The 12,711-nt window shown below is 66.0% G+C and carries 12 protein-coding genes; 3 read left to right on the top strand and 9 right to left on the bottom strand.

Annotation, left to right across the window (positions count from 1 at the left end; all coding sequences use genetic code 11):
* Positions 1–12: 12 nt before the first annotated feature.
* The 6 genes from E1809_RS04805 to E1809_RS04780 form a co-directional block, all read right to left on the bottom strand.
* Positions 13–669 (bottom strand): hypothetical protein, encoded by a 657-nt coding sequence (locus E1809_RS04805; protein ID WP_133203084.1) that lies wholly within the window; start codon positions 667–669, stop codon positions 13–15.
* Positions 670–765: 96 nt separating this feature from the next.
* Positions 766–2,538, bottom strand: a complete 1,773-nt coding sequence (locus tag E1809_RS04800) for an ABC transporter permease subunit (protein ID WP_133203083.1) — start codon at positions 2,536–2,538, stop codon at positions 766–768.
* The gene (locus E1809_RS04795; protein WP_205754096.1) at positions 2,538–4,076 is read right to left on the bottom strand and encodes an ABC transporter substrate-binding protein; all 1,539 of its coding nucleotides are present in this window, start codon (positions 4,074–4,076) and stop codon (positions 2,538–2,540) included. The genes E1809_RS04800 and E1809_RS04795 overlap by 1 nt, the downstream gene beginning before the upstream one ends.
* 45 nt (positions 4,077–4,121) lie before the next feature.
* Positions 4,122–5,393 carry an MFS transporter gene (locus tag E1809_RS04790; protein WP_133203082.1) on the bottom strand — a complete coding sequence of 424 codons (1,272 nt, stop codon included), beginning with the start codon at positions 5,391–5,393 and terminating at the stop codon, positions 4,122–4,124.
* 9 nt (positions 5,394–5,402) lie between these two features.
* Positions 5,403–6,203 carry an ABC transporter ATP-binding protein gene (locus E1809_RS04785; protein WP_133203081.1) on the bottom strand — a complete coding sequence of 267 codons (801 nt, stop codon included), beginning with the start codon at positions 6,201–6,203 and terminating at the stop codon, positions 5,403–5,405.
* On the bottom strand, positions 6,200–6,997 hold the full coding sequence (locus tag E1809_RS04780) for an ATP-binding cassette domain-containing protein (protein WP_205754095.1): 798 nt from the start codon (positions 6,995–6,997) through the stop codon (positions 6,200–6,202). The genes E1809_RS04785 and E1809_RS04780 overlap by 4 nt, the downstream gene beginning before the upstream one ends.
* A gap of 115 nt (positions 6,998–7,112) precedes the next feature.
* Here E1809_RS04780 and E1809_RS04775 point away from each other — a divergent pair, with 115 nt between their 5' ends.
* Complete coding sequence (locus tag E1809_RS04775) at positions 7,113–7,682, top strand: hypothetical protein (RefSeq protein ID WP_133203080.1); 570 nt, start codon at positions 7,113–7,115, stop codon at positions 7,680–7,682.
* A gap of 85 nt (positions 7,683–7,767) precedes the next feature.
* The gene (locus E1809_RS04770) at positions 7,768–8,139 is read left to right on the top strand and encodes a sec-independent translocase (RefSeq protein ID WP_133203079.1); all 372 of its coding nucleotides are present in this window, start codon (positions 7,768–7,770) and stop codon (positions 8,137–8,139) included.
* A gap of 26 nt (positions 8,140–8,165) precedes the next feature.
* On the opposite strand, the gene E1809_RS04765 is transcribed toward E1809_RS04770, so the two are convergent.
* On the bottom strand, positions 8,166–9,887 hold the full coding sequence (locus E1809_RS04765; RefSeq protein ID WP_133203153.1) for an amidase: 1,722 nt from the start codon (positions 9,885–9,887) through the stop codon (positions 8,166–8,168).
* On the bottom strand, positions 9,887–10,930 hold the full coding sequence (locus E1809_RS04760; protein WP_133203078.1) for an agmatine deiminase family protein: 1,044 nt from the start codon (positions 10,928–10,930) through the stop codon (positions 9,887–9,889). Before E1809_RS04760 ends, E1809_RS04765 begins: the two co-directional genes overlap by 1 nt.
* A gap of 87 nt (positions 10,931–11,017) precedes the next feature.
* On the opposite strand from E1809_RS04760, the gene E1809_RS04755 reads away from it, so the two are divergent.
* Positions 11,018–11,653 carry a TetR/AcrR family transcriptional regulator gene (locus E1809_RS04755; protein WP_133203077.1) on the top strand — a complete coding sequence of 212 codons (636 nt, stop codon included), beginning with the start codon at positions 11,018–11,020 and terminating at the stop codon, positions 11,651–11,653.
* Between the two features lie 6 nt (positions 11,654–11,659).
* Here the strand turns inward: E1809_RS04755 and E1809_RS04750 are convergent, their stop codons facing one another.
* Positions 11,660–12,661 carry a LacI family DNA-binding transcriptional regulator gene (locus E1809_RS04750; protein WP_133203076.1) on the bottom strand — a complete coding sequence of 334 codons (1,002 nt, stop codon included), beginning with the start codon at positions 12,659–12,661 and terminating at the stop codon, positions 11,660–11,662.
* Between the last annotated feature and the right edge of the window lie 50 nt (positions 12,662–12,711).

Here is a 12,711-nt window from a genome sequence, read left to right as displayed (position 1 = left end):
CCCGGATCAGCATCAGGCTCCCATCCGGTGCCTGGACAATTCCACTGTGCCGTTGCCCGCAAGGTCTATGGAAGCCCTGCGGGTATTTCCGCGAAGGGCGATTTCGAGCTCAAGCTCTTGCCTGGCGAAATGCCCATGGCCTTCCCCGAGCCCCGCCCACTCATAACCGTTCACTTGTAGCACGGCTTCGCTTTGCGGCCACGGCCCAAGGACGAGGAGGGTGGAACTCCTCTCCCGAAGCCTCGCCCCCAGGCGGGCTGCTTCAGCCGGAGCAACCTTGCCGGGGGCGCAGGCCAGGACCACTGAAAGGACATCCGCCATGGCGGCAATCACCGGAGTCCAGCTGGCACCGGGGTCCGGGACCAGCACCAAACGGTCAAGTGCGATGCCGAATCCTGCCGCGGCTTCGACCCCGAAATCCGGAAGCCCGGCCACGCCACACCAGGAGCCATCGAGCGAAGGCCCGGCCAGCAACGCCATGGCCAAGGACATGGATCCCTGGATGGAGTAGGCCGCACCCGGACGCAGGCCTCCCGGCAAGAGCCTCCTGAGGGAAGGGAGTACGGGCAAGGACCGTTCACTGCCGCGCTTGCCCTGCATGAGGTGGATTTTTGCCTGCAGGTCATCCCGCAGCGAAGCTGTCGAAGCGGAAGTCAGGCTGTGAGGCATACCCAATTTTCGAACATATATTCGAATTAAGTCAATTGAAGGGCGTGTCGCCCAACCCTCGAGTTTGTGGACAGATCAGGCCCCTTATTCGGCCTTTTAAGGGGTGTCAGGTGTACACAAACTCCTAGGGGAGGGGCGGGAAGGGGAGAAGCCGGAGGGGCGGGAGAGGCTGGAGAGCGAGACCGCCAGGACCGAGGCGAGGACCAATGCCGACGCCGGGGCAACGACGGCCCACGGAGCACGCTCCACGTAATTGATCCCCTCGGCCAGGATGAGTCCCCACTCGGGTGAAGGCTGATGCGGGCCAAGGCCCAGGAAACCCAAAGCCGCCAAGGCCAACGTAATCCCCGGCACCCGGAGCATCGAATGCCGGAACACCGGACCCAGGACCACCGGAAGGATATACCGCCACAGCACACGGCCCCTTCCCACGCCCAGGACAGGAAGGATCCTCACGTACGGCCGAGCCCGCGCCTCCTGGACCAAGGAAGCCGTGTGCGCCGCCAAAGGCGCCCAACTGACGACAGCGACGGCGAGCGCGGCACCTTCCGGCGAGGGCCCGGTAATCACCGCCACGAGCAGCCCAGCCAAGATCGGCGGAGCAGCGTTGGCAACTTCGAGGGGGCCGGCTGCGGCCAGCGGGAAGAGCCCGACGACGACGCCGATCACCAGGCACGCCAGCACCACGAGCACTGCCGTGCCGAGCGTCGACACGGCACCGTGCCCCACCCGCGCAAGGAGGTCCCTGCCGCTGGCATCCGCGCCGAACGGCAGGTCCCAGCCCGGAGCGGCGAGCCTCCCATTGCCTGTAGCGAACGGATCCCGGAACAAGCCCGCGACGACGACAAGCACCAACGCGCCGCCGGCGAGGAACGGAACGGCGACATCCCGTCGTCGTGATCCTCCCGACGCCTCTGGAACGGGGACTGTCCCCGAACGCACGGCGGATCCCACCAGGAGGTGACGCGCCGCGGCGCTGAGCAAGCCCGCGCCCAAGGCCAGCACCAGGAGCGCGAGGACCCCCGCTTGAAGGGCCGGGACGTCCTGGGCGCTCGCAGCCCCCAGGACGGCGCGCCCCAATCCTGGAACGGCGAAGACCTTCTCCGCCGCGACTGCTCCGCCGGTGAGGCCGATGAGCACAAGGCCGATCTGGCTCATCACCGACGGCAAAGCCCGGCGCAACACAGCTGCCGTCAACCGGGCCCGGCCAGCCCCCGCCATCGCCCACGTCGCCACCCATTTTTCCGCGAACGCCAGGCTGATCGCTTCGGAAAGCAGCCGACCCATCAAACCGCCGGCCGGCACACCCAAGGCGAGCGCGGGCAACACCGTATTCTGAATTCCCTGCCAGCCATAAGGCGGAAACCATCCCAACCACACCGCACCGACAACCAAGAGCATCGCTGCCAAGAGGAACTCAGGAAAGGCAGTCATGGCCGCGGCTGCGAAACCGGAACCACGCCCGGGGTTGCCCGCCAGTCCCCGCGCCACCGCTGGAACACACACTGCCGCGGCAACAACCATGGCAACCACCACCGCGTAGGCCATCAAGGTCATGGACACCGCCAAGGCATCCACCGTTCCCGGGCCAACGGGAGTGTTGGTGATCCAGGACCTGCCCAGGTCTCCGCGCAGCACATTCGCCGCCCACGCGAGGAACAAGTGCACCGGACCTTGGTCGAGTCCCAGTTCGGCCCGGATCATCCCCAGCGCTTCATCGCTCGGCTCCCGGTCGGCGTACCGCGCTCGCAGGATGGTGTATTCCGGGCTTTGCCCCGAAAGCCACGGCAAGAGCCCGATCAGCACGACGATCGCGCACAGGGCAACCGCGCGGGAAATGGTGGATTTGATGATTGCCGCCCGCCACATCAGTCCGCGAATCCGGTCTGTCCCGTGATCAAGGCCCGTTCGCGGGGATCGCGTTCCACATTGCGGATCCGGGCTGATTCACCTTGGATGACGCGTTCATGCAGGAGCGGCACGGCGGCGTCCTTCGAAAGGATCAATGCTTCCGCGGCGGCGATTGCCGAGCGTCGGCCGGGTCCTGCCGGGACGGCCGCCGCTTTGGCCAATGCGGCATCCACTTCGGCATCGCAGAACTGGGAGATGTTGAACGAGCCCTTGCAGGAGAAATCGCTGAACATGTAGGCCACCGGATCGCCGGAGTCGAGCACGGTTGCCCGGGACAGGATGAAGGCGTCGAACTTGCCGGCGAGTGCGTCGGATTCGATGTGCTGGTATTCGCGGACTTCCTGTTCCACCACGAAGCCCGCTGCTTCGAGTTGTTGCTCGAGCTGCACGGCGACTTCGGGCAGTTCGGCCCGGTCCGTGAACGTTCCGAGCTTGATGCGCTGGCCGTTTGGTTTTGTTGCTTCGGGCCGGGTCTTCAGCACTTCCTGGTAGGAGTCGGTGTCCCGTTCTGCTGCCGCCCAAGGGAGTGCGGGGCCGAGCAGGCCTTGGGCGACGTCGGCACGCCCTTCGTAGACCCGTTCAACGATGGCCGAACGCTCGATCGAAGCGCGCGCGGCAGCCCTGACTGCCGGATCCGCGAAAGGGCCGGTCTTGGTGTTCAGGTACAGGGTATTGGTGCGGGGCATGGGAACCTCGTGGACCAGTTCGGGCTTGATCCGGGATACCTGCCCGACGGGAATCGCCTCGACGACGTCCGCGGTTTCCGTCCGCAGCGCGGCGGCGCGCGCCGTGCCGTCTGGGACGTATTGGACGTCGACGCCGCTGCTCGCCGCTTTCCCGCCCCAATAGTTGTCGAAGCGGTCAAGGGTGGCGGAACTTGTGCCGTTCGCTGCCGTGAGGACGTAGGGTCCGGTGCCGGCCCGGAGGGGGTTGACCACGCCTCCGTCCTTGTAGGCGGACGCGGCAAGGATGGAAAGCTGGGGGCTTGAGAGCCTTTGTGGAACCAGGGGATCGTCCGTCTGGGTTGTGACGACGACGGCGTTCCCGCCTTCCGCGCGGACGCTCAGTTGCACGCCGTCGAGGATGCGCGGTTTGGGGCTCGCTTTTGCGGCTGCCGTCAAGGACGCTGCCACCTGTTCCGCGGTCAGGGGAGTTCCGTCATGGAACGTAACGCCGGGGCGGATTTCGAAGCGCCAGTTCTTGCCGTCGAGTTGTTGCCAGGCAGTGGCCAGGGCCGGTTGGGCGTCGCCGATTGCATCGAGGACCACGAGGGTTTCGGCGGTTTTCCAGCGGGAGAGCTTGAATGCGTCGTCGCTCAGGGGAGTGAGCCCCGAACGGGGTGGCTGCAACATGGCCACTTTGATCCGGGACTCGGGGTTGCCGGACGACGCGGCATTTCCAGGGGCGAAGCAGCCGCTGAGCCCGGCCGCCATTGCTGAGGTGATGAGTATCGTGGCGAGTGGACGCTGAATTGGATGTCGGCGTGGATGTGCCATGGGGTGGCGCCTTTCTTTCGTGGTGGGTTGTTTTGATGCTTGGTTTTAAGCGGTTTGGAGCTTTTGGGTTGCCCTGGCGTGGGCCTGGGCTGGTGGGAAGCGGTGGATGATTGCCGCTGAGGCGAGGGCCAGTGCCGCGGATATGAGCCAGGGCGAGGCCGCGCCCAGTGCCGGGGTGCTTGCCTGCTCGTAGAGCGGAGCGAGGAAGACATTGCCGAGGAGGACCATCGCGCCGCCGCAGCTTGAGAGCAGGCCGTAGAAGGCTCCCGTGGCGCGGCCTGAAGCGAAGGCGGGCACCAGGCTCATAGCGACGGGGGCTACGCACATGTGTCCGAGGGCAAGTCCGGTCACCAGGATCAGTGCCGGAAGGGCCGGGAATGCCATCGGAGGAGGGACGGCTGCCATGGCGGCGAATCCCAGGGCTTCAAGGGAAAACCCGAGCGCGAGCGCCACTCGCGGACCGGTCCGTTTCATGGTCTTGGCGATGGGCCATTGAAGGGCGATGGTCAGGACCGAGGCGTAGGCGAACAGCGCCGGCAGGGTGCCCTGGCCCGCGTCGCTTCGCTCCAGCTCGATCGGCAGTCCGAAGTACAACTGGTTGTAGGCGAACAGGTTGACCCCATAAAAGCCGGCGAACGCGAGGAACCGCCGCTCTTTGAGGCAAGCCAGGATTCCCGACGGCGGTACTGGACCCGGGCGCCGCCGGTTCCCTTCAGGGGCGCGTGGCGGGGGCCCGGGAAGGAAGGCCCGGAAGACCACGGCCATCACGGCGAAGGTCACTGCTCCAGCGAGTAGCGCGACGTCGAAACCGGTGTTGAAAAGTACCGAGCCGATCAGCGGACCAGCCACCGCCCCGATCTCGCCCCACACGACCAAGAGGGCGAACAGCGTGGATTTGCCCGGCTGGATGGTGCGGCGCCGTTCGTCCGCCGCGCCCACGAGGCTTTCGAGGGCGGGGGAAAAGAGGGCGCCGCCGGTGCCGGTCATCACGGCCCCCCAGAGGAACAAGGGGAAATCGGAGGCCAACAGCAACAACAGGTAGCCGCTGCTCCTGGCCAGGCAGCCGGCAATCATCACGGGCCGTGTTCCCCATCGGTCCGCGGCCGCGCCACCCAACAGGAAGAGCCCTTGTTGCGCAAAGGTTCGTGCTCCCAGGACGACGCCGACAGCCATCGCGCCCAGGCCGAAATCGCCGCGCATCGTGGCCGCAAGGAACGGAACAACCGAATAGAACCCGAGATTGAAGATCAACTGGCTGGCGAGCAGCAGCCGGGCCGACGGATCCGTTCGTTGCTTGGACGCGTCCGATATCTTCACTGTGCTCCCTCATTCATTCGGTACCCCTTCGAATGCCGGGAGCCGGGGGATGGCCGCTACGAGCTCGCAGGTTTCGGGAGTGCTCGGTGCTGCATACACCGCTGCCGTGGGTCCTTCCTCCACGATGCGTCCGTGCGACAGGACGATGGTCCGCGAACAGAGCCGCGCCACGGCCGTCAGGTCATGTGAGACGAAAACGAGTCCAAGCCCGTCCCGGTGGACAAGTTGCTCCATGACGTCCAACACCGTGTTCCTGAGCGGGAGGTCGAGCCCGCTCACCGGTTCGTCCGCGAGCAGGATTTCCGGTGAGGGGACGAGGGCCCGGGCAATCGCGACGCGTTGGTTTTGGCCGCCGGAAAGTTCGTGGGGCCGGCGCATCAGCAGCCGCTTGTCCAGCTCGACCCGCTCCAAGGCGTCCAGGATCAGGCTGCGATGGTCGCCGTCGATCCGCAGTTGCTCCAGCGGTTCACGGAGGAGGCGTTCCACGCCCATGCCCGGGGCAAGGCTCGCTGCGGGATTCTGCGGAATGTACTGGACTGCCCGCCGATACCACCGAAGGGACGACGCCGGACCGGGCTCCACCGGCCTGCCGTTGAAAGTCACGGATCCGGCGTCGGGCTTCTGCAAGGCAAGCAAAATGCGCAGGAGGGTTGATTTTCCGGCGCCGGAGCCCCCGACCAGTCCGATGCTGTCCCCGGAGGCAACCGTGAGGCCAACCCCCGACAACGCAGTCCGGACCACTCGTTTCCTAAGGAAGGCAGGGGTGGAATAGGCGACGTCCAGATTGTGGGCGCTCAGTATGGTGGTCATGCCTGGGCCGCCTCCACAAGCCGCTTCGTGTAATCGTGGCGAGGGTGCCTCATCAGCGACTCCACGGACCCTTCATCCACGATCCGTCCGGACTTCATGACAAGGGCGCGCGTACACAGGGCGGAGGCAACGGCGAGGTCGTGTGTGATAAACAGCATTGCGCTGGAAGATCCTGTTGCGGAGGATCCGGTGAAGCCGGCCAGCGCATCAAGGACGGCGGATTGACTCAGGACGTCGAGCGCCGTGGTGGGTTCGTCGGCCACCAGGACCCGGCTGCGGCAAGCGAGGGCCAATGCGATGCAGACCCTCTGCAACTGGCCGCCGGACAGTTCGCCGCTGAAGCTGGAAAGGATTCGTCCGCCGTCCTGGAACCCCACCGAGAGGAGGAGCCTGGCGGCTTCGCTGCGCGCCTCGCGGGGCGTCAATCCTGCGCTGCGCAGCGGGATGCCAAGCTGTTTTCCCAGTCGGACCAAGGGGTTCAGTGCCTTAAGCGGATCCTGGTGGATTGCCGCGATCCCGGTGCCGGTGATCCGGCGCTCGCCGAGGTCCGTCTCATTGCCGTCGATCTCCAACCGGCCCGTGGCGTGCATGCCGGCGGGAAGGTGGCCTGCCAGCGCGGCGGCGGTCAAGGATTTTCCCGATCCGGAGGCGCCAAGGAGGGCCAGGCTTTCGCCGGGCGCGATGGTGAAACTGACTTTGTCCACCAAGGCGCGTCCGCGAAGGGAGACGCTCAATTCGTGAACCAGGAGGGCGTGGTGCATGCGGGAACTTTCGACGGGGAGCGAGGAATTCATACATGCTATCAATAATCATTCTCATTAAAGCGAATCCTGGCAGGATTCTCCCATCCTCAAGTGATATGAAGGCGGATGGGATCCAAAGCAAAGTTTGCAGGAGGTTTGGCAGGAAATGTTCCGCAGTTGGTGGATTGTGGCCGCGTTGGTGCTGTTTTTCGGAGCCGCGGCGGTGCTGGATTTCGGGGCGGGGTTCCGGGCCAAGAGCCTGGCCGCGCGGATGGAGGCGATTGCCGCTTTCGTCCTCGCAGCGATCATGGTGATTGTCGGCCTGGGCTGGGCTCCGTTTGCGGCGGTTCCACTCGGAATAGTGATTGGACTTGTGTTCGTGTCCTTCGCCGTGAGGATATTCCTGCCGGGAACCGGACGGGAAAACGCACAACCGGGCGCCCCGGGGCGAGGCTCAGCGTTCTACGGCGCGTTGACGGCGGCACTCTCTGCGTGGGTGTTGGTTTCGGCAGCACGGAGCGCAGCTTCGGTAACCAACCATCCGGCACACCAGCTCGCGGTCATCGTTGCGGACTCCATTGGAGCGCTGCTCATGGTCTTTGCTGCGATCGGGTGGCTCTTGGGTACATTCGCCATGCCGGAGGAGAGCAAGTCCCACGCGGTTCCGCGCCTCAAAGGCTTACGCGAGGCTTTCATGGCGGCGGGGTTGGCGGTCGCGCTGTACGCAGTGTCCTAGCTTGAGGCAGCGCCATCATCGTAGTCCTGTTGTTCATCCTTGCACCCCGGATTTCCGCGCAAGTTTGCAGATCTAGAATGGAGCCATGATCGACATTTCGATCGAGAAGCTTGCCCTTCTCCTGATCATCGCTGTCTTTGTCCTCGGACCCACGAAATTGCCCGAGTATGCGCGGAAACTCGCACGGCTGATCCGCGAACTGCGGCGCATGGCGTCCGGAGCGCAGGAGAAGATCAGGCAGGAACTCGGGCCGGAGTTCGAGGAAATCGACTGGCGCAAAATGGATCCGCGGCAATACGACCCCCGGCGGATCATCCGGGAAGCCCTCCTGGAGGACGAGCCCGTTCCGAGTGCTGCAGCGGCTGTCCCGGTGACGCCGCCGTCGGCGCCTCCTGCCCGCCCGGTGGTGCGCTTGGCGGAAGGGCAAAAGGCGCCTTTCGACGACGAGTCGACCTGATTGCGTGGTTACTCGCCTACCCTCCCTCAGTCGAGCCGCGGCGTCCGCGAGGGAACCGTGCGGCGTTTACCGGTGGCTTCGAAGGCTGCGGCGAGCGTGAGCAATGCGGTGTCGTCGTAGGCGCGGCCGGCGAAGGTGAGTCCCACGGGCATGCCGGTATCGGACATGGTTCCCATTGGGACCGTGACGGTCGGGATTCCCAGGTGCCGTGGCACGAGGTTGCCGTTGGCTACCCAGACGCCGTTCCGCCAGCCGAGATCGGCTGAGGCCGCGTTGACGTCCATGTCGGCCGGTCCGACGTCGGCGGCTGCAGGGAAGATGACGGCGTCCAGCGCGAGGCCGTTCATCCATTCCTCCAGGTCGATCCGGCGGGTCTCTTCGAGTCCGCGCACGCCTTCTTCGAGGTGCGGGATATCGGTGACGGAGGAGACCTTGTGTGCCCGGATGTGCGCCGGGTAGTCGGCGATGTCGTCGTCGAACCCGTCGTAGCGGTCCTTGAGGGCGCCGTCGGGGTGCGGGAAGATCGTTGAACCGTCGACGTCGGCGAGGCTGTTGAGCGCGGGGTCGCCGTTGGCGGCGAGGAAGTCGTCCCACGACCAGGCTGAGAGGTCGATTATTTCCCGCTGCAGATATTCGGGGCTCACCAGGCCCCTTGTCGCGATGGTCGGCGCTCCGGGGCGGTCGCCTTCATAGTTGGAGACGGCGGGAAAGTCGACCGGCACCACTTCGGCGCCGGCTGCTTCGAGGTCGCGCCGGGCCGCTTCCCACAGTTCGATGACGGAATCGCGGGTCTGGATCCGTTGACCGGTGGGGCCACCGATGCCCGGCGACTCGCTCGTGCCGGCCTCAGGATCCGCGTTGATGTACATGCGCGGCACTCCGAGGCGCTTGCCCGCCAAAGCCGGGCGGCCGCCGTCGTTCGCTGCTTCCGCCAGCGCCGGGTAGGAAGCCGGCCGGATGCGTGACGCGGCGGGAATTTCCACCCAGGGCTGCATCCGCCAGAAGTCGCCGCGGGCCTCGGCGTCGTCGGCGACAATGACGTCCAGCAATTCCAGGAGGTCGGCCATGGACCGGGTGTGCGGCACCACGACGTCCATGGTGGGAACCAGCGGCCAGTTGCCGCGGACCGAAATGACGCCGCGGGACGGCGTGTAGGCGCACAGGGCATTGTTCGACGCCGGCGCGCGCCCGCTTGACCACGTCTCCTCGCCCAGGCCGAACGCACCGAAGCTTGCCGCCGTCGCGGTTCCGGAACCGTTCGAGGAACCGGAGCCGAAGGCCGCGGTGAGGAAGTTGCCGTTGTAGGGGCTTTCGGCGCGACCGTACACGCCGCGCTGCATTCCGCCATTGGCCATGGGAGGCATGTTGGTCAAGCCGAGGAGCACGGCGCCGCCGGCGCGGAGCCGCTCGATGGTGAAGGCGTCGCGTTGGGCCACGAGGTTCTCGAAGGCGGGAGAACCGGCAGCGGCCGTCAGTCCTTTCGCGAGGTAGCTGTCCTTGGCCGTGTACGGGATGCCGTCCAGGGGGCCGAGGACCGCGCCGCGCGAGCGGCGGTCGTCGGAGGCCTGCGCGTCGGCGAGGGCGTCGGGGTTCATGACCACCATCGCGTTGAGCGAGATTCCGTTGCGGTCGTAGGCTTCGATCCTGTCCAGGTACGTCTGGGTCAGTTCCACGCTGCTTGCGTGGCCGGCTTCGAGTGCTTCGCGCAGTTGGGCGATGGAGGCCTCGACGACGTCGAAACGGGCCATCATGCCACCGGCCCGTTGAGTTTGGGCTGCTGCTGCGTGATGCAGTGGATGCCTCCGCCGCGCGCCAGGATCGGGCGGGCGTCGATCGTGACGACGCGCCGGCCGGGGTAGGCCTCGGCGAGGATTTCCGCGGCGAGGGCGTCCGCCCGCTCTTCGCCGTAGCCGCAAGCGATCACGCCGCCGTTGACCACCAGATGGTTGACGTAGCTCCAGTCGACGAAGCCTTCCTCGTCGCGCAGGGTCTCCGGCGCGGGCAGGGACACGATGTCGAACGGTTTGCCTGCGGCGTCCTCCTGGGTTTCGAAGAAGCGGTGCAACGCGTTGCTGACTTCGAAGTCCGGGTGCGCGGGATTGGTCTGCGAATGCAGCAGGACACGGCCGGGGGATGGCAGCGTGGCCACCATGTCGATGTGTCCGCGGGTGCCGAGGTCTTCGTAGTCGCGGGTGAGTCCCTGCGGTACCCAAATGGTGTGGGTTGTTCCGAGCGTGCGGGCCAGTTCAGCCTCGACGCGGGCTTTGTCCGCGGCGGGGTTGCGGTGCGGGTCCAGCTGGACTGTTTCGGTGACGAGCACCGTGCCTTCGCCGTCGACGTGGATGGCGCCGCCTTCGTTGACGAGAAGCGAACTGACCAGCTCCGCGCCCGACTGCCCGGCAACGAAACGGGCCATCCCGGCGCTCTTTTGCCACTCGGACCAGGCCGGGGCTCCCCAGCCGTTGAAAATCCAGTCCACTGCGCCGAGCACTCCGGGGCGTTCGTCGTCCACCACGAAGGTGGGTCCGACGTCGCGCATCCAGAATTCGTCGAGCGGCGCTTCGAGCTGTTCGATTTCCGCTCCGAGCATCCGGCGAGCCCGGTCCCGTTCGCTGGGATCGAGCACCATGGTGACGGGTTCGAATTCGGCAACCGCGTGCGCGACGGCGGTCCAGGCGGCGTACGCTTCTTCGGCCGATGCGGCGTCATCGCCGAGCGTCAGGCCGGTGCGGGGGAACGCCATCCAGGTGCGCTCGTGGGGTGCGGTTTCGGCTGGCATTCTCCAGGCCATGGAAGACTCCTGCGTGTTGAGGGGAGGTGTTGCAAACTTATTGATCGTGTGATCAATAAGGAAAAAGTTACTTTAGACTGTTGTGTGATGTCAAGCACCATTCAGAAGAGGGCCGCGCGGAAATCGCCCGCCGAACGCGCCGCCGAAATCCTCGAAGCAGCCAAGGAAATAGCGCTCGACCAAGGCCTCTCTGCGATTACTTTGCGGAACGTCGCGTCACGAGTTGGGGTGGCTTCCGGCCTCATCGCGCACTACCAGCCGAGCGCCGACGCCCTCGTGGCGGGGGTGTTCACGACCATCGTGGCCGCGGAAACCGAGGAGGTCTCGGCCCTTCTTGACCGCTTGCCTACGGCGTCCGGGCGGCTCGCGGTGCTCCTGGAGACCCTTATGGACGGCAGCCGCCTCGACGTTACGGCGATCTGGGTTGAGGCGTGGACCCTTGGGCGCAGGAACGAAGTGCTCGCAGCCGGCGTCCGCGAGCAAATGGATGCCTGGCAGGCCGTGGTGCAGAGGGTTGTCGAAGAAGGCGTCGCGTCGGGGGAGTTCGAAACTGCCGAGGCGCCTTCCGTCGCCTGGCAGATCCTGGGGATGATTGACGGGCTGAACGCCCAGGCGCTCGTTCGCTGGGCCGGCGTCAGTGATCGCGGGACGCACTTGGCGCGCGCGGTGGAAGGCATGGTGGGCGCCGAGCGGGGCGCCTTGCTGCCTCCCTCGGAGCGGTAGAGTCCCCTAATCCGCTAAATGCACCCCATCTGCTAAATGCACTGTCGCGCCTTCGAACCAGCGGTGGACGGGAGCTTCCTGAGGTGCGCGCACGACGGCGTCAAGCAGTTCCGTCGCGGCCTCGCCATAGCCGCGGGGTTCGAGGTCGATCGCACTGATGAGCGGGTTGCCGACCTCGAGTGCGGCGGCTCCTGCGAAGGATGCGACGTCGACGTCCCTGCCGAGAACCAGGCCGCGGCCCTCGAGGATGATCTGGCTTTGGGCTGCGTGCCCCTGCGCGCCGCACACGAGGGCGTCCGCGCCGTCGCCTTCCACGGCAGCGGAAATGGCGGCGACAAGGCCGCGTGGCGTCGCGTTCGATTCCACCTCGTGGACGAGGGGCTCAATGAGGTTGCGCCGGCACCATTCGAGATAGTTGGTGCGGGTGTCCAGGGTCCAGGACGAAGAGTAGTCGTCGACGGCGAGCAGTGCCGGCCGCTTGCGTCCGCGGGATAGCAGGTGGTCAAGGATCGAGGTCTGCAGTTCGGCGTGATGGGCCTCCAGGGTGCCGAGGATCCGGTCCTGGCCCTCCCCGCTGTAACGGCCGACAGAGACGGTGGGAATTCCGGCGGCGAGGAGCGCTGCGACGAGGGGCTCGCCGGGGGCGGGGTCGATCGCGATGACGCCGTCCACTTGGAAGGCCCGCTCGGGCGTGAATTCGCGTGCGAACAGGGTGACGTCATAGTCGGCTGAAGCGGCGCCTTCCGTGACGCCGAAGGCAAAGTCCATGTAGAACGCGAGCCTGCGGGCGAGGGGCGGAATGAAAAGCCCGATGGTGCCCACGCGATTGACCCTCAGGCTGCGGGCAGCGCGGTTGGTGACATAGCCGAGCCGCTTCGCCGTTTCGCGGATCAATTCGCGCTTTTCCTCCGAGATTCGTCCGGATCCGCCAAGTGCGCTGGACACGGTGGTTTTCGAGAGGCCGAGCTCACGCGCGATGTCCAGGATGGTTGCTCTGCTTCTCGCCATGTCCTCATCCTAGGCGGCACTGTGGCGGGGGTGTTTTTATCGCCCGGCTG

The organism is Arthrobacter terricola, from assembly GCF_004354015.1.
Classification (GTDB): domain Bacteria; phylum Actinomycetota; class Actinomycetes; order Actinomycetales; family Micrococcaceae; genus Arthrobacter; species Arthrobacter terricola.
This window is presented reverse-complemented; position numbering and strand designations above follow the sequence as displayed.

Bases quoted from the DNA above. Each gene is read 5' to 3' on its own strand.
- E1809_RS04805 (WP_133203084.1), bottom strand. From the start codon at position 669: ATGCCTCACAGCCTGACTTCCGCTTCGACAGCTTCGCTGCGGGATGAC.
- E1809_RS04800 (WP_133203083.1), bottom strand. From the start codon at position 2,538: ATGTGGCGGGCGGCAATCATCAAATCCACCATTTCCCGCGCGGTTGCC.
- E1809_RS04795 (WP_205754096.1), bottom strand. From the start codon at position 4,076: ATGGCACATCCACGCCGACATCCAATTCAGCGTCCACTCGCCACGATA.
- E1809_RS04785 (WP_133203081.1), bottom strand. From the start codon at position 6,203: ATGACCACCATACTGAGCGCCCACAATCTGGACGTCGCCTATTCCACC.
- E1809_RS04780 (WP_205754095.1), bottom strand. From the start codon at position 6,997: ATGAATTCCTCGCTCCCCGTCGAAAGTTCCCGCATGCACCACGCCCTC.
- E1809_RS04775 (WP_133203080.1), top strand. From the start codon at position 7,113: ATGTTCCGCAGTTGGTGGATTGTGGCCGCGTTGGTGCTGTTTTTCGGA.
- E1809_RS04770 (WP_133203079.1), top strand. From the start codon at position 7,768: ATGATCGACATTTCGATCGAGAAGCTTGCCCTTCTCCTGATCATCGCT.
- E1809_RS04765 (WP_133203153.1), bottom strand. From the start codon at position 9,887: ATGGCCCGTTTCGACGTCGTCGAGGCCTCCATCGCCCAACTGCGCGAA.
- E1809_RS04760 (WP_133203078.1), bottom strand. From the start codon at position 10,930: ATGGCCTGGAGAATGCCAGCCGAAACCGCACCCCACGAGCGCACCTGG.
- E1809_RS04755 (WP_133203077.1), top strand. From the start codon at position 11,018: ATGTCAAGCACCATTCAGAAGAGGGCCGCGCGGAAATCGCCCGCCGAA.
- E1809_RS04750 (WP_133203076.1), bottom strand. From the start codon at position 12,661: ATGGCGAGAAGCAGAGCAACCATCCTGGACATCGCGCGTGAGCTCGGC.